Origin of the sequence: Allobosea sp. LjRoot237 (assembly GCF_964253285.1) — a bacterium.
Taxonomy (GTDB): Bacteria; Pseudomonadota; Alphaproteobacteria; order Rhizobiales; family Beijerinckiaceae; genus Allobosea.
The window spans coordinates 3,642,002-3,657,931 of sequence record NZ_CAXUQP020000001.1 but is presented as its reverse complement, the minus strand read 5'-3'; the positions used below and the strand labels follow the sequence as shown (position 1 = coordinate 3,657,931).

The window sequence follows — 15,930 nt, the reverse complement described above, 5'->3', positions numbered from 1 at the left end:
TCATGATCAGCGTCGAGAGACCCCTCACCCCAACCCTCTCCCGCAAGGGGAGAGGGGGAAGGTTGCGCTTTTCCAGTCGGTCAAGCCCGACCATGACGCGCACTCTCACCTCACGGCTTCAGGCTCATGAACCTCGTCGGCAGCGCGCCGCGCAAATTCTGCTGGAATCCCTGCACCTTCGGCGAGACCAGGTTCTTCGAGGAATAGTAGAGCACCGGGATCCAGGGCACCTCGGCGGCGAGGATCGCATCCGCCTCGCGCAGGATCGCGGCGCGCTTGACGATGTCGATCTCCTCGGCGCCCTGCTGCAGCAGCGCGTCGAATTTCGGGTTGTTGTACTTGCCGGAGTTGAAGCCCTTGTTGTCGCTGAGGAACAGGAACAGGAAGTTCTGCGGGTCGGAATAATCGCCGATCCAGCCATAGCGGGCGACGTCGAAATCGCCACCGTCGCGCAGCAGGGCGAAATGCGTCTTGCCGTCGGTGTTGATGAAGCTGGTCTCGACGCCGATCGCCTTCCATTGCTCGGCGATCGCGATGACGGTGCGGCGGTTGTTGTCGGTGGTGTTGTAGCGCAGTTGCAGGCGCAGCGGCATGCCCGGCCCGAAGCCCGCGGCGGCGAGCAGCTTCTTCGCCTCATCCTCGCGGTCGAGCGGCGAGGTGCCCTTGAAGTCGGCTTCGGCGCGTTCGCCGTAGTTGCCGATATTCGGAGGAATCACGCCATAGGCCGGCAGCATGGTGCCGCCCCAGATCTCCTCGGCAATGAACTCGCGGTCGATCACCAGCGAGAGCGCGCGGCGCACCCTGATGTCGTCGAACGGCTTCTTCGCGGTATTGATGATCAGGAAATAGGTGCCGAGATAGGGCGAGATCCTGACCTGCTCCTTGCCGAGCTTCTCGCGCAATTGCTGGACCTGATCGGCCGGAATGTCCGATGTCATCTGCAACTCGCCGGCCTGGAAGCGGCGGGCGGCAGCGGAGAAGTCGGGCGTGGGATAGTACAGGACCGTGTCGATCTTGACGTTCGCGGCGTCGTGGAAGTTCTTGTTCTTCTCGAGACGGATATGCGAGTTCGGCACGAACTCCTTCAGCGTGTAGGCGCCGTTCGAGACCCAGTTCTCCGGCTTGACGAAGTCCTTGCCGAACTTCTGGACGGAAGGCGGATGGACCGGCAGCCCGGTCTGGTGCGTCAGCAATTCGAGGAAATAGGGGGTGGGCCGCTCCAGCGCGATCTCGAGCGTGCGATCGTCGGCCGCCCTGACGCCGAGGTCCTCGAGCTTGGCGCCATCGCTCGCCTTGTTGATCTTCTCGGCGTTGCGGATCGGGTAGAGGATGTTCGCGTATTTCGCTCCCGTCTCCGGATTGACCATGCGCCGGAACGAAAAGACAAAATCGTTCGCCGTGACCGGATCGCCATTCGACCATTTGGCGCTGGCGCGCAGCTTGAAGGTGTAGCTCTTGCCGTCCGGCGCCATCGTCCAGCTTTCGGCGACGCCGGGCACAACCTCGCCGTTGATGTGGTGGATCACCAGCCCTTCGGAGAGGTCGCGCAGCAAATGCGCCTCGCTCACCGTCGAGGTCTTGTGAGAATCGAGCGTCTCGGGATCGCCGTCATTGCCGCGATGGAACACGACCTGCGCCATGGCGGCACCAGCGAGCGCAAGAAAAAGGCCGCTCGCCAGCGCGAGCGGCCGGATGGCACGCCTGATCCTGGATTGACGATGGATCTCACCCATGAGCGCTCTCCGAACTCTTCGGACGGGCCCCTTCCCGCACCTGACGGGAAGTATGAGCCTATCGTGCCGCGCCCGCCAAGAGCGAAAAGCCGGTATCAACCGCTCAGCTTAAGTCCTTGTCCTGCTTTCGAAAGCTGGCCTAGAAACGACTTCAACAGAGCCTTTCCCAGGGTCAGCCGGCGGCTGCTCGTCCCTGCGCCTCCGCGACTGCGACCGCGGTCATGTTGACGACGCCGCGCGCCGTCACCGAGCCGGTGAGGATGTGCACCGGCTTGGCGGCGCCGATCAGGATCGGCCCGACCGGGAGTGCATCGGCCAGCACCTTGGCGAACTGGTAGGCGATGTTGGCAGCGTCGAGATTGGGGAAGATCAGGACGTTGGCGATGCCCTTCAGGCGCGACGACGGCAGCACCCGCTCGCGGATGGCGGCGACGAGGGCGGTGTCCGCCTCCATCTCGCCGTCGCATTCCAGCTCCGGCGCGCGCTCCTGGATCAGCTTGCCCGCCTTGCGCATCTTGATCGAGCTCGGCGTGTCGGCTGCGCCGAAATCCGAATGCGAGAGCAGGGCGATCTTCGGCTCGATGCCGAAGCGCGTGACATGGCTCGCCGCCAGCACCGCCATGTCGGCGATCTCTTCCGCGGTCGGGTCATGCTTCACATGGGTGTCGGCGAGGAAGAAACCGCCCTTGCTGGTGATGATCAGCGTCATCGCCGCGAGGTCGCAGACCCCGGGTTCGAGCCCGATGATGTCGCGGATATGGCGCAGCCGCGAGAGGAACCGGCCTTCCAGCCCGGTGATCATCGCGTCCGCCTCGCCGCGCACGACGGCGAGTGCCGCGATGACCGTGTTGTTGGTCCGCACCAGCGAGCGCGCCGCCTCGGGCGTGATGCCGCGCCGGCCGGCGATGTCGAGATAGGTCTGGACGTAGTCGCGATAGCGCGGATCGTCCTCGGGATTGATCAACTCGCAATCGATGCCCGGCCGGATCGTCAGGCCAAAGCGCTTGATGCGCGTCTCGATCACCGAAGGGCGGCCGATCAGGATCGGGATCGCCATACGCTCTTCAAGCGCGATCTGGGCGGCGCGCAGCACGCGCTCATCCTCGCCCTCGGCATAGATCACCCGCTTCGGGTCGGCCTTGGCCTTGGCGAAGAGCGGCTTCATCAGGAAGCCGGAACGGAAGACGAAGCGCGACAGGTCCTCGCGATAGGCCTCGATGTCGATCAACGGCTTCTTGGCGACGCCGGTGGTCATCGCCGCCTCCGCCACGGCCGGCGCGATGCGCAGGATGAGGCGCGGATCGAACGGATTGGGGATCAACGACGTTGCGCCGAAGGTCTGGGCCTCACCGCCATAGGCGCGGGCGGCGATGTCAGAGGTCGCCTCGCGCGCCAGCGCGGCGATGGCGCGCACGGCGGCGAGCTTCATCGCCTCGTTGATCGTCGTCGCCTGCACATCGAGCGCGCCGCGGAAGATGTAGGGGAAGCACAGGACGTTGTTGACCTGGTTCGGATAGTCCGAGCGGCCGGTGCAGATCATCGCGTCGGGGCGAACGGCAAGCGCATCCTCCGGCGTGATCTCGGGATTGGGGTTGGCGAGCGCCAGGATCAGGGGCTTCGGCGCCATCTGCTTGGCCATTTCGGGCTTCAGCACGCCCGCTGCGGAGAGGCCGAGGAAGATATCGGCGCCGCCGATCACCTCGGCGAGCATGCGCGCCTCGGTCTCCTGGGCGTAGATCTCCTTCCAGCGGTCCATCAGCGTGTTACGGCCCTTGTAGACCACCCCGTCAAGATCGGTGACCCAGATGTTCTCCCGCCTGGCGCCGAGCTCGACCAGGAGGTTGAGGCAGGCCAGAGCTGCCGCGCCGGCGCCTGAGACGACGATCTTGACCTCGGCGATCTTCTTGCCCGCGAGGTCGAGCCCGTTCAGCACGGCGGCGCTGACGATGATCGCCGTACCGTGCTGGTCGTCATGGAAGACCGGGATGTTCATCCGGGCCTTGAGCTGCTCCTCGATCTCGAAGCACTCCGGGCCCTTGATGTCCTCGAGGTTGATGCCGCCGAAGGTCGGCTCCAGCGCCGCGACCACCTCGACAAACTTCTCGACGTTCTTCTGCTCGACCTCGATGTCGAAGCAGTCGATGCCGGCGAACTTCTTGAACAGGACGGCCTTGCCCTCCATCACGGGCTTGGAGGCGAGCGGGCCGATATCGCCGAGGCCGAGCACCGCAGTGCCGTTGGTGATGACGGCGACGAGGTTCTGGCGCGAGGTCAGCTCGGCTGCCTCGGCTGGATCGTCGACGATCGCCTCGCAAGCGGCGGCGACGCCGGGAGAATAGGCGAGGGCGAGATCGCGCTGGTTGCCGAGGGGCTTGGTCGCCTGGATCTCGAGCTTACCGGGTTTGGGCAGGCGGTGGTAGACGAGGGCGCCCGAACGAAGGTCCGCCGACAAGGTGCTTTTAGCCATTCCCCACGCTTCCTCTGCGCCGCCATTGCTTGCTGACGAGGTCGCGCGGAAAGGGGGTGGGCGTCAAGCGGGGCCGGGCGGCGAAAGACTTGTGTCGCAGGACAAACGGGATCGAGTTTCGCGAGCAGAAGCTGCGGGATCGATCAAAACCCACGCAAGTGGCGGCTCGTGAAACAGCCGTGAAACAAAACTAAACATTACAAAGAAATAATGATTTCAAAGGCCTCTGGCGTTGCAGACTGCCTCTCACCGCACATCCGCCGATTTGATCCCGGCGGGTCGTCCCTGGGAGGGGTTGATGGAAGCGATGCGATCTGCCTTCGACGAAGTTGTCTCGTTGCGTCAGGCCAAGCAGTTGATCCAGTGCATGGCGCATGAGCAGAGCTTTCTGCTGCTCTCGCCTCCAGGCCTCGGCAAGTCCGAGCTGGTCTATGAGGCCGCGCGCGAGGCGGGCCTGCCCTGCCGCTCCCTGCTCGGCACCCAGATCGCTCCTGAGGACGTGAGCGGCATTCCGCGCATCGTCGGCGAGCGCTCGGTCTTCTGCCCGCCGCGTGTGCTACTGCCGGAAAAGCCCGAACCGTTCTGCCTGTTCCTCGACGAGTTGCCGGCATGCTCACCTGACGTCCAGAAGGCGTTCTATTCCCTGCTGCTGGAGCGGCGGCTGGGCGAGCATGCCTTGCCGAAAGGCACCTGGGTCGTCGCTGCCGGCAATCGCCTGCAGGATCGCGCTCTGGTGCGAGCGATGAGCTCGGCGCTGGTCAACCGCGTCACCATCCTGCAATTGCGCGTCGATATCGACGATTGGCTGGCCTGGGCCCAGCGTGCCGGCGTCCGGAGCGAGATCCGCAACTTCATCGCGACGATTCCAGACGCGCTGATGCGGCCGGTACCGGCGGAGCCCGTGCCGTTCTCGACGCCACGCGCCTGGACATTGCTGTCGCGGGCGCTCGACATGGCCCAGAAATCCGGGCTGCTCAGCAACGAAACCCGGCGCGCGCTCGCTTTTGGCCGGCTCTCGCCGGAGGACGCGGTGGTGTTCTGCGCGCTCGCCGAGGATTCGATCGGCGCGGTCCGCCCGCTCGAGGACTATCTGCGCAAGCCGGAACTGCTGCCGAAAGGCGATTCCGCCCGCTGGTTCATCCTCGACTGCATCCGCCAGTTTGTCAGGGATGGCCGCGCCGCTGGCATCAAGCCGCCGATCATCAACCGCTTCCTGCGCAGCCTGTCCCACGAGCACCAGCTTCTCGCCCTCAACGACATGGTCGAGATCTGGGGGGCGCTCGGGGCTGATCGCGCCATGTACGATCTCCTGCGCAAGGTGGCGGCATGAGCGACGCGCCCGAACTTCCGGCTGCTGACCGCGCTGCCCATGCGCGAATCATGAAGGGCCTGCGGCTGGTTACCGCGCCGTTCCCGCACCTGGCCGGGCTTGCCGCCGCCGTGCGCGTCGAAATCGACACGCGCGTGCCAACGATGGGCGTCTTCGCTTCTGGTCGCCTGCTGGCGAACCCGTCTTTCACTGCGCGGCTCTCCGGCGACGACCTTGTCTTCGTGCTGGCCCACGAGCTGCTGCATCTGGCGCTGCGAACCCATGACCGGGCCCGCGGCAGCGCTACGCTCGAGTTCAACTACGCCCACGACTACATCATCAACGACATGCTGCGGCACGCGCTCGGCACCACGACGATCCCGGCCGGCGGACTCGACATGCAAGGTGCCCGCGAGCGCTCGGCCGAGGACATCGTGCTGGAGATGCGTCGCACCGGCAACTACATGTCGTCCAGGACGCAGGTCTGGGAAGGGCAGGTCGTCACCGTCGAGCAGGTGCTCGGCGCGGCCCGGCAAGCGCCCGCGGGCTCGATGGGCGATGCGCTCGACGCGCAGCGCGAACGCGATCTCTTCCCGAAGGACAGCGCTGACCAGGCCGAGCGCGCGCGGGCGGTCCGCGACCTCGCCGCGCGCGGCATGGTGCTGGCCAAGGCCATGGGCGCCATGCGCGGCAGGGGCGACAGCTCGGGCGGGCAGCAGCAGAGCGTGCGGTCACAGCGCGGCTTCTTTCACACGCCCTGGCATGTCGCGCTCCAGCCCTGGCTCGAAGGCGTCGCGCCGGGCGAGCGCACCTACACCCGCGCCTCGCGCCGCGGTAACGACCACAGCGATGTCGTGATGCCGGGGCGCAAGCGCTATTCCTGGATGCTCAACGTCATCCTCGACACCAGTGCCTCGATGGGCGACGACATCCCGAAGGCGCTCGGCGCCATCGCCGATTTCTGCGATGTGGCCGGGGTCGACGAGATCCGCGTCGTCCAGTGCGACACCGTTGTGACCTCGGACGAAGTGCTCTCGCCGACGGCGCTCGCCGACTATCAGATCAGCGGCTATGGCGGCAGCGACCTGACCCCGGCGCTGGCCGCACTGGCGGATGATCCGCGCGTGACCTCCGCCATCGTCATCACCGATGGCGACATCTCCTATCCGAGCGAAGCCGTCCCCTATGCGGTGCTGTGGGCGTTGCCGAAGAGCTCAACCTCGTTCCGGCCGTCCTATGGCCGGGTCGTCGTCATGCAAGCGGGAGGCGCATCATGAAGGTCGTGCAGGATCTCGTCGCCTATTTCGACCAGCGTGGAAAACTCTCGCGCCGGCAACTCAAGCTGCTGCTCGAGCAAAATTCGATCGCCTCGGAAGCGCCGATGAACATGCACGGGCTCTGCGAAAAGGTCGGCGCCGTCTATTATTTTCGGGTCACGGGTGTCGTGGAAGGCCAGCTCTGGGGTACGGATATCTATAGTGGCGACTCCTCGATCGGCGCCGCGGCCGTGCATATGGGACTGCTCAAGCCGGGCAAGACCGCCGTCTTCAGGGTGACGGTGGTGACGCCGCCGGAGGAGTTCCCCGGCACCGAGCGCAACGGCGTTACCAGTACCCAGTACGGCCGCTATCAGTATGCGTGGAAGCTGTCTGCGATCTGAGTTGGCCGCCTGATCCGAGCCTCAGGCCGCCAGCGCGCCGACGCCGCCATCGTGCAGATGGCAGGCGGCGACGTGGCCCGTCGCGATCTCCTTCAGCACCGGGCGCTCGACCCTGCAGCGCGGTCCGGCCTGCGGGCAGCGCGGATGGAAATGGCAGCCGGACGGCGGATGCAGCGGCGAGGGGATTTCGCCCTTCAGCGGCGCGAAGCGCTTCTTGCGCGCCGCGATCGACGGCACGTTGGCGAGCAGTGCCTGTGCGTAAGGGTGCTGCGGGCCCTTGAACAATTCGGCTGCCGGCGCCGCCTCGACGACGCGGCCGAGATACATGATCACGACCCGGTCGGAGAGGTGCCTGACCACGCTGAGATCATGGCTGATAAAGAGATAAGTCAGGTTAAGTTCGTCGCGCAGCTTCATGAAAAGATTCAGGACTTGGGCCTGAATCGATACATCAAGTGCGGCCACGCTCTCGTCGCAGACGAGGAATTGCGGCTTGACCGCCAAAGCCCGCGCGATGCCGATGCGGGCGCGCTGGCCGCCGGAGAACTGGTGCGGATAGCGGCGGCGATAGGTCGAATCGAGCCCGACCCGATCGAGCACCTCGGCGACATAAGCGTCCTGCTGCGCCTTTTGCACCAGCCCGTGCACGACCGGCGCCTCGCCGACGATGTCGGTGACGCGCAGGCGCGGGTTCAGCGAGGACATCGGGTCCTGGAAGATCATCTGGATCGCGAGCGTCGCTGCCTTGCGCTCCTCCGCCGACATCTCGTTGGTGTAGCGCCCGCGCCAGGAGACGCGGCCGGAGCTGGCATGATGGACGCCGGCGACGACGCGCCCGAGCGTCGACTTGCCGCAACCGGATTCGCCGACGAGCCCGACGACCTCGCCTTGTCGAATCGAGAGATCGACGCTGTCGACGGCATGAACGACCTGCTCGCTGTAGTTGGCGCCGAGCAGGTTGGCGAATTTCGAGGCGGCGTCGAGCGGCTTGGTGAAGCGCTTCGAGACGGCCTCCAAGGTGAGGATCGGCGTAGTCATGCCGCGACTCCGGCGAGGTTGAGCGGGTGATGGCAGCGCACGCCGCGTGCTCCCGGGAAGGGGGTGACCTCGGGAGCGAGGGCAAGGCAATCGGCCTGTGCGTAATCGCAGCGCGCGGCGAAGGCGCAGCCCTGCGGCAGCCGCGCCAGCGACGGCGTCGAACCTCTGATCTGGCGCAAGGGCGCGCCGGGTTCGCCTTCCGCCGGCAGCGAGCCGAGCAGCCCGCTGGTGTAGGGATGGAGCGGGGTGTCGAGTACCGGATCGACCGCGCCGGTCTCGACGATGCGGCCGGCATACATCACCGCAATCCGGTCGGCGAGGCCGGCGACGACGCCGAGGTCGTGCGTGATCCAGACCAGCGCTGTGCCGGTGTCGGCGCAGAGGCCCTGCATCTCCGCCAGGATCTGGCTCTGGATGGTGACGTCGAGCGCCGTGGTCGGCTCGTCGCAGATGATCAGCGGCGGGCGGTGCAGCAGGGCGATCGCGATGGCAACGCGCTGGCGCATGCCGCCGGAAAATTGGTGCGGATAGGCATTGAGCCGTTCCTCGGGCGAGGGGATGCCGACCCTGGCGAGCGCGTCGCGGGAACGCTCGCGGGCCGCCTTGTGCGAGACCTTGTCATGGGCGGTGACGGCCTCGATCATCTGCGTGTCGACGCGCAGGACCGGGTTCAGCGTCATCATCGGGTCCTGGAAGATCATCGCGACCTCGCGGCCGCGGACCTTGCGGAAACCCTCCTCGTCGAGCCCGACCAGCTCCTTGCCGTTGAGCTTGATCGAGCCCTCGACGATTCTGCCTGGCGGGTCGATCAGGCCCATCACCGAGAAGCCGGTGACCGACTTGCCGGAGCCGGACTCGCCGACGAGGCCGAGTACCTCGCCGCGATCGACATGGAAGGATACGCCGTCGACCGATTTGACGGTGCCGGCGCGGGTGAAGAAATGGGTCTTGAGATCGGTAACCTGGAGGACGGGGCTCATGGCTTTTGCTCCTTCCCGTCGTTCACTTCCTGACCGGAAGAGGCGCGGGAGCCCTCCCCCCTTGTGGGGGAGGGTTGGGAGGGGGGTATCGCGGGGGCAGGTTCAGTCGAGCCGAGCTGGACTTCTATCGAGGGTGGCATACCCCCCTCTCCAGCTCTCCCCCACAAGGGGGGAGAGGGCAGGTTGGCGCCGACCGGCACATCTTTCAAAAGCCCTTGTGCCGCTGCTGCAATCGTCAGCACAACGCTCTCGAACTCGTTCATCACCTGCCAGTTGCTGAAGCGCAGCGTCTGATAGCCTTGCTCGGCGAACCATGTGTCGCGGCGAGCGTCCGATGTCTGCTGCCTTCCGATACTATGCTGGTCGCCATCGATTTCGATGATCAGTTTGGCGTTGTGGCAGGCAAAGTCAGCGATGTAAGCGCCTATCGGAACTTGCCTTCGAAAATGTGCGCCGCCAGCCCGGTGAGCTTTGAGTTCATGCCAAAGCTTCTTTTCCGGCCCGGTCATGTCCTTGCGTAGCTGCTTTGCGCGATGGCGTTGGGCTGGTCTGACCTCGGCGTGCGGCATGCCTCCCTCCCAAACCCTCCCCCACAAGGGGAGAGGGCTTTCTGTTGCGGTTCCCGCGTTCGCGATGGTTAGCGCCATCCTCACTTCTCCAGGCGCGGGTTGAGCACGTCGCGCAGGCGGTCGCCGACCAGGTTGATCGAGACGATCGTCATCAGCAGTGCGAAGCCGGGGAAGACCGAGATCCAGTAGCTGCCCGAGAGCATGTACTGGAAGCCGTTGGCGATCAGCACGCCGAGCGAGGGCTCGGTCTGCGGCAGGCCGACGCCGAGGAAGGAGAGCGTCGCCTCCAGCGAGATCGCATGAGCGGTCTGCACGGTGACGATGACGATCACCGGGGCCAGGCAATTCGGCAGGATGTGCCGGAAGACGGTGCGGGCGTGGGAGAGTCCGAGCGACTGCGCCGCCTCGACATATTCTTTGCGCCGCTCGACCAGGGCCGAGCCGCGCACGGTGCGGGCGTAGTAGGCCCACTGCACCATCACCAGGGCGATGATGATCTTGTCGACGCCCTTGCCCAGGCCCGCCACCAGGATCAGGGCGACCAGCACCGAAGGCAGCGAGAGCTGCAGGTCGACGAGACGCATGATCGCGTTCTCGGTGCGCCCGCCGACATAGGCCGCGATCAGGCCGATCGCCGAGCCGAGCGTCGCCGCCAGGATGCCGGAGAAGGCGCCGACCATCAGCGATATCCGCAGGCCGTAGAGGATGCCCGAGAGCAGGTCGCGGCCGACGCCGTCCGAGCCGAGCCACATCGTGAAGCCCTCGCCGGAGGCTGCGCCGGGCGGCTGGCGCGAATCCATCACGTCGACGCTGGCGAGATCGTAGGGATTCTGCGGCGCGATCAGCGGCGCGGCCAGGGCGAGCAGCACGATCAGGATGAAGAGGGCGAGCCCGAACAGCGCCAGCCGATCCTCGATGAAGGATCGGATGAAGCGCCGGAATGGCGTCTCTTCCTTGGCGGTGGCGGCCGGCGGCGTGGCCGCGGCAGCGGCGGGCAGGGCGGCTTCGCTCATGATGTCGCCTCCGTCAGGCGTATGCGTGGGTCGAGCGCCGAATAGATCAGGTCGACCAGGAGGTTGATGGTGACGAACAGCACGACGACGACCATGACATAGGCGACGATCACCGGCCGATCGAGCCTTGTGATCGCCTCGAGCAGCAGGCGGCCCATGCCGGGCCAGGCGAAGATCGTCTCGGTCACCACCGAGAAGGCGACGAGCGAGCCGAACTCGAGCCCGAGCACGGTGACGATCGGGATCATGATGTTCTTGAGGATATGGACGCCGATGATCCGGCTCTGCGACAGGCCCTTGGCCCGGGCGAATTTGACATAGTCCATCAACGCCGCCTCACGCGCGCCGGCTCGCGCCAGGCGGATCACCAGCGAGATCTTGAGCAGTGCCAGGTTGAGCGCCGGCAGGGCGACATGCTGCCAGCCCTTCAGCGACAGCAGCGAGGTCTCCAGGCCGAAGATCGAGACAGTCGGTCCGCGTCCGGTCGCCGGCAGCCAGCCGAGGCCGACCGCGAAGGTCAGGATCAGCATCAGCCCGACCCAGAAGGTCGGCAGCGAGAAGCCGAGGATCGAGACCGCCATGATGAAGCGCGAGAGCCGGCTTTCCGGCTTCAGGCCGGCATAGAGCCCGAGCGGCAGGCCGATCACGATCGCGAGCACCAATGCGACGAAGGCGAGCTCCAGCGTCGCCGGCATCCGGTGCAGGATCAGCTTGATGGCGGATTCGCCATGGACGAAGGAGCGGCCGAGATCACCCTGGGCCGCATTCTTCAGGAAGACCAGGAACTGCTCCCAGATCGGCCGGTCGAGCCCGAGCGCGCGGGCGGTCTCGGCGATCTGCTGCTGGTCCATCTCGGGCGAGATCAGCATGTAGATAGGGTCGCCGACGACGTTGACGCCGAAGAAGACGATCACGAGCATCGCAGCGATGACGAAGAGGGCTTGCGCGAGGCGGCGCAGGACGAATGCCAGCATGGTCCGGGCCTTCCGGATCGTTCAATCCGGCTCCAGATTAAAGCTGGAGCAAGTTAAAGATAGAGCCGTTCCGCGCGGCCGGTACCGGCCTGATGCCGGGAGGGCGGCGCGCGTGGAACGGCTCCGGGGGTGTTTCCGCTAAGCGGGCCGGGCGCTGGCCCGGCTCGCCATCGGCGGCGCGTTCAGCCGGTCCGGCTCAGTCCTTCCGGATGCCGGTCGCCAGCGTGTACTCGTCGGTACGGGCCAGCACCTTGACGCCCTTGCGCGAGGCCCAGGTGTTCAGCTGGTAGTGCGTCGGGATCAGCCCGACATCGTTCATGCTGATCTCCATCGCCTCGGCCAGAGCGGCGTCGCGCTTGACGTCGTCGACGGTGCGCAGCGCCTCATCGACCTTGGCGTCGAAGGTCGGGTTGGAGTAGCGACCGCGATTGGTCGCGCCCATGCCCTTGGCGGGATTGAAGGTGGCGAGCAGCGCCTTCAGCGAGTCCGAGGATTCGCCGGTGCCGGCGCCCCAGCCGACCAGGATGAAGGAGAACTCGGGCACATTGCCCTGGCCGCCCTGCGAGGCGCGGGTGAAGAAGTTCGCCGACGGCAGCGTCTCGACCTCGGTCTCGATGCCGAGGCGCGAGAACATCTGCGCGACAGCCTCGATGATCTTGGTGTCGTTGAGATAGCGGTTGGTCGGCCCGTGCAGCTTCATCTTGAAGCCGTTCGGATAGCCCGCCTCGGCGAGCAGCTTTTTGGCGCCGTTCAGGTCGAAGGCGGTTGGCTTCAGCTTCTTGGAGGTGCCGAAGAAGCCGTCGGGCAGGAGCTGGCCGGCGGGGATCGCCTCCTTCTCCATGATGCGATCGACGATTCCCGGGCGATTGATCGCCATCGACAGCGCCTGGCGGACCTTGAGGTTGCGCAGCGGGTTCTTGATCTCGGAGCCGTCCTTACCCTTGATGAAGGGCGAGACCTCGCGGAAGTGATCCATGTGGAAATAGATCACCCGGTTCGAGACCGTGCTCGCAACGCTGAGCTTGGCATCGCCCTTGAGGCGGGCGACGTCTGAGGTCGGCACGTTCTCGATCACGTCGAGATCGCCGGCGAGCAGCGCCGCGACGCGGGTCGGGGCCGAGGTGATCATCCGGAAGGTGACCTTCGACCAAGGCTCCTTGCCGCCCCAGTAGCTCTCGTTCGGGGCCAGCACGACGCGATCGCCGGCGACGTATTCGGCCTGCTTGTAGGCGCCGGTCCCGCCGGTGGTGCACTTGCCGAGGTTGAAGTCCTCGGTGGTGGTGTCCTTGCACTTGGCCGGGATGATGCCGAAGGTCGAAAGATCGGTCGGCACCAGCGGCGCCGGCGCCGCGGTCTTCACGCGGACGGTGAAGTCGTCGACCTTGGTGAATTCCTTGCCGCGGACATAAGCGGAGAAGCTCGACGGGCTCTTGGGCACGTTCGGCGCGCGCTGCATGGTGGCGATCACGTCGTCCGCCGTGAACGGCGTGCCGTCATGGAACTTGACGTTCTTGCGCAGCTTGAATTCCCAGGTCGTGTCGTCGATCGCCTTCCAGCTCTCGGCGAGCAGCGGCTTCAGCGCCTGCTTCTCATCCTGTCCGACCAGCGGCTCATAGATGTGCCGCGCCAGCATGTTGTTGGGGGTGAGGTTGTGGTAGTGCGGGTCGAGCGAGCTGAGCTCGGCCGACAGGCCGATCTTGAGTTCCTGCGCGCCGGCAGCGCCGGCGAGCAGGACAAGCGGAGCGGCCAGCGCGGCCGCTTTGGCGGCGGCGATGGATTTGGTGATCGTCGTCATCTGATGAACCTCCCGAGTTCTGGCGCTATTTAGGGCAAGCGGGGGCTCCTCCGCCAGCGGGCGCGAGAGAATTTTCTTCTACAGTTTACGGTTGTCCAAAGCCGAGCGACTGATCCAGCGCGCTCAGAACGCCTTGAAGGTGATGATTGTGTGGGTGTCGGCGATCTCGGGGATCGACTGCACCTTCTGGGCGACGAAATGGCCGATATCGACATCGGCCGCGACGTGGAACTTTGCCAGGATGTCGTAATTGCCCGCGGTCGAGTAGATCTCCGAGGCGATCTCGCGATCGGCGAGTTCGCTGGCGACCTCATAGGTCTTCCCGAGCCTGCATTTGATCTCGACGAAGAAGGTCTGCATCGCGCGCTCCGGAATCCCTGTCGCTTCTGGATAGAGCCTGCTGCGGGCTGGTCAAGCGCCAGCGAGTTCGGCGATGCGGCGTGTCATGGCGCTCTCGGGATCGGGAAGCGTGTCGAGCACGGTGAAATGGTTCGCTCCGTCGATCTCCTCATAGCGTGTCCGCACGCCCTCCAGGCCCCAGACGTCGGTGAGCCTACGGCTCTGTTTCAGGTACTCGGTGCTCTCAGCCCCGCCGACGACCGCATCCATGACGAGTCCGGAGGGCGCCGGCCAGAACAGCGGGCTCTCGCGCTCGGCGCCTTCATGCGAAAGGCCGAGCGCTTTGTTGATGCTGGTCTCGGTCAGCGGCTTCAGATTGTAGAGGCCGGAGATGCCGTAGGCGGCCGGCACGATCTGGTCGGGAAGCTCCGGATCGACATTCTTCCAGCCCGTCGCCAGCAGGCAGGCGGAGAGCTGGCCGCCGGCCGAATGCCCGGCCGCTACCACGGGCAGATTGTAGCGCAGCCAGATCGTCGCGGCAGCCTGCTGCAGCTCCCAGACGATATGGCCGACCTCGACCTGCGGGCAGAGGTCGTAGCCGGCGACGGCGACGGGGACGCCGCGCTGGTTCAGTCCGCGCGCCATATGCGAGAAGAAGCTCGGATCGAGTGCCTGCCAGTAGCCGCCATGGATGAAGAGCACGATCGCCTTGCTCTTCACGTCTTCCGGCTTGAACAGGTCATATGTCTGGCGCGGGCCCTCGCCATAGCGGACGCCGAGCTCGCTGACGGCGACCTCGCGATAGGCCGCTGCATCGCGCGCCCAGCCGGCGATGATGCCGGGATGCTCCGGCACGCGGGCGCGGTTGTTGTATTCGGTCTCGTAGTCGTCAGACATCGGATCCTGATCTTGCTGCGCCCCGGCTGTCGCCACCGGCTCGGTTCGGGAGCAGTTTGCGCCATGCGCACCCGGCCGGTCGAGGTCTTTTGACAGGGGCCGCGGCAAACGCGACAAGACGCAGCCTCGATTGCGCCGGAGCCGCCCATGGACAACCCCGTTCTCGCCGAAGTCACCCGTGGCAGCACGGTCGAATCGCGCCATCGCGGCTCGGTGATCGTCGTCGATGCTGACGGGGCCGTGGTGCTCTCGTTCGGCGATGTCGAGCGCCCGGTCTTCCCGCGCTCGGCGGTCAAGGCGCTCCAGGCCCTGCCGCTGCTCGAAAGCGGCGCCGCCGACCGCTATGGCCTCACGCCGGCTGAGATCGCGCTCGCGGTCGCCTCGCATTCCGGCGAGGAGCTCCATGCCGAAACCTCGCTCGCCATGCTCAGGAAGGCCGGCCGCGATGCGGGCTGTCTCGAATGCGGCGCGCATTGGCCGATGGGCGATGCGGCGACGCGCGCGCTCGCCAGGGCAGGGCGCGAGCCCACCGCGCTCAACAACAACTGCTCGGGCAAGCATGCCGGCTTCGTCTGCCTGTCCTGCGGCATCGACGAGGACCCGGCCGGCTATGTGAAAGCCAACCACCCGGTGCAGCAGGCGGTGCGCGCCGCGCTGGAAGAGGTGACGGGCGCTCCGCACAAGGCCGAGCTCTCCGGTACCGATGGCTGCTCGATCCCGACCTATGCGGTGCCGCTGAAAGCGCTGGCACTCGGCTTCGCCCGCTTCGGCACCGGCAATGGCCTCGGGCCCAAGCGCGCCGAGGCGGCGCGGCGCATCCGCGAGGCGGTTGCCGTCAACCCGTTCATGGTTGCCGGCACAGGCCGCTTCGACACCCGCTTCATGGAGGTCTTCGGCGCCCGCGCCTTCATCAAGACCGGAGCGGAGGGCGTCTATTGCGGCACCTTGCCGGAGCTCGGCTATGGCATCGCGCTGAAATGCGATGATGGCGCCGGCCGCGCCACCGAGATCGCCATGGCCGCTTTGGTCGAGCGATTCCTGCCGCGCCAGGGCGGTGACGAGGAGGCCTTCGCGCCCTTTCGCGAGACGGTCATGAAGAACTGGAACGGCATCGAGGTCGGCCGCGTCCGCGCGGCGGAGGCGTTGCGCGCCTGAA

At 66.0% G+C, this 15,930-nt stretch carries 14 protein-coding genes; 4 read left to right on the top strand and 10 right to left on the bottom strand.

Features of this window, described 5'->3' with window-relative positions:
* Positions 1-110: 110 nt before the first annotated feature.
* Entirely contained in the window at positions 111-1,733 is a 1,623-nt protein-coding gene (locus ACSQ24_RS17790) for a peptide ABC transporter substrate-binding protein (RefSeq protein WP_436095958.1), read from the bottom strand.
* Between the two features lie 172 nt (positions 1,734-1,905).
* Positions 1,906-4,200, bottom strand: a complete 2,295-nt coding sequence (locus ACSQ24_RS17785; protein ID WP_436095957.1) for an NADP-dependent malic enzyme — start codon at positions 4,198-4,200, stop codon at positions 1,906-1,908.
* 298 nt (positions 4,201-4,498) lie between these two features.
* On the opposite strand from ACSQ24_RS17785, the gene ACSQ24_RS17780 reads away from it, so the two are divergent.
* Genes ACSQ24_RS17780 through ACSQ24_RS17770 form a run of 3 tightly spaced genes read left to right on the top strand, consistent with a single transcriptional unit; the run spans position 4,499 to position 7,169 of the window.
* Positions 4,499-5,530: an AAA family ATPase gene (locus ACSQ24_RS17780; protein ID WP_436095956.1), complete on the top strand. Its 1,032-nt coding sequence runs from the start codon at positions 4,499-4,501 to the stop codon at positions 5,528-5,530.
* Positions 5,527-6,786 carry a vWA domain-containing protein gene (locus ACSQ24_RS17775; protein WP_436095955.1) on the top strand — a complete coding sequence of 420 codons (1,260 nt, stop codon included), beginning with the start codon at positions 5,527-5,529 and terminating at the stop codon, positions 6,784-6,786. Before ACSQ24_RS17780 ends, ACSQ24_RS17775 begins: the two co-directional genes overlap by 4 nt.
* Entirely contained in the window at positions 6,783-7,169 is a 387-nt protein-coding gene (locus tag ACSQ24_RS17770) for an LCCL domain-containing protein (RefSeq protein ID WP_436095954.1), read from the top strand. The genes ACSQ24_RS17775 and ACSQ24_RS17770 overlap by 4 nt, the downstream gene beginning before the upstream one ends.
* Before the next feature lie 21 nt (positions 7,170-7,190).
* On the opposite strand, the gene ACSQ24_RS17765 is transcribed toward ACSQ24_RS17770, so the two are convergent.
* The 8 genes from ACSQ24_RS17765 to ACSQ24_RS17730 form a co-directional block, all read right to left on the bottom strand.
* Positions 7,191-8,207, bottom strand: a complete 1,017-nt coding sequence (locus ACSQ24_RS17765; protein WP_436095953.1) for an ABC transporter ATP-binding protein — start codon at positions 8,205-8,207, stop codon at positions 7,191-7,193.
* Positions 8,204-9,187, bottom strand: coding sequence for an ABC transporter ATP-binding protein (locus tag ACSQ24_RS17760; RefSeq protein WP_436095952.1), 984 nt, complete (start codon positions 9,185-9,187; stop codon positions 8,204-8,206). Before ACSQ24_RS17760 ends, ACSQ24_RS17765 begins: the two co-directional genes overlap by 4 nt.
* Positions 9,184-9,756 (bottom strand): endonuclease domain-containing protein, encoded by a 573-nt coding sequence (locus tag ACSQ24_RS17755; RefSeq protein ID WP_436095951.1) that lies wholly within the window; start codon positions 9,754-9,756, stop codon positions 9,184-9,186. The genes ACSQ24_RS17760 and ACSQ24_RS17755 overlap by 4 nt, the downstream gene beginning before the upstream one ends.
* Positions 9,757-9,836: 80 nt before the next feature.
* Positions 9,837-10,769, bottom strand: a complete 933-nt coding sequence (locus ACSQ24_RS17750; RefSeq protein WP_436095950.1) for an ABC transporter permease — start codon at positions 10,767-10,769, stop codon at positions 9,837-9,839.
* On the bottom strand, positions 10,766-11,743 hold the full coding sequence (locus tag ACSQ24_RS17745; protein WP_436095949.1) for an ABC transporter permease: 978 nt from the start codon (positions 11,741-11,743) through the stop codon (positions 10,766-10,768). Before ACSQ24_RS17745 ends, ACSQ24_RS17750 begins: the two co-directional genes overlap by 4 nt.
* 196 nt (positions 11,744-11,939) lie before the next feature.
* Positions 11,940-13,538, bottom strand: a complete 1,599-nt coding sequence (locus tag ACSQ24_RS17740; RefSeq protein WP_436095948.1) for an ABC transporter substrate-binding protein — start codon at positions 13,536-13,538, stop codon at positions 11,940-11,942.
* Positions 13,539-13,661: 123 nt separating this feature from the next.
* On the bottom strand, positions 13,662-13,898 hold the full coding sequence (locus tag ACSQ24_RS17735; RefSeq protein WP_061964496.1) for an Lrp/AsnC ligand binding domain-containing protein: 237 nt from the start codon (positions 13,896-13,898) through the stop codon (positions 13,662-13,664).
* 51 nt (positions 13,899-13,949) lie between these two features.
* Positions 13,950-14,774 (bottom strand): alpha/beta hydrolase, encoded by an 825-nt coding sequence (locus ACSQ24_RS17730; protein WP_436095947.1) that lies wholly within the window; start codon positions 14,772-14,774, stop codon positions 13,950-13,952.
* Positions 14,775-14,921: 147 nt separating this feature from the next.
* Between ACSQ24_RS17730 and ACSQ24_RS17725 the strand changes: the two genes are divergently transcribed.
* Positions 14,922-15,929 carry an asparaginase gene (locus tag ACSQ24_RS17725; protein WP_436095946.1) on the top strand — a complete coding sequence of 336 codons (1,008 nt, stop codon included), beginning with the start codon at positions 14,922-14,924 and terminating at the stop codon, positions 15,927-15,929.
* Position 15,930 lies beyond the last annotated feature (1 nt).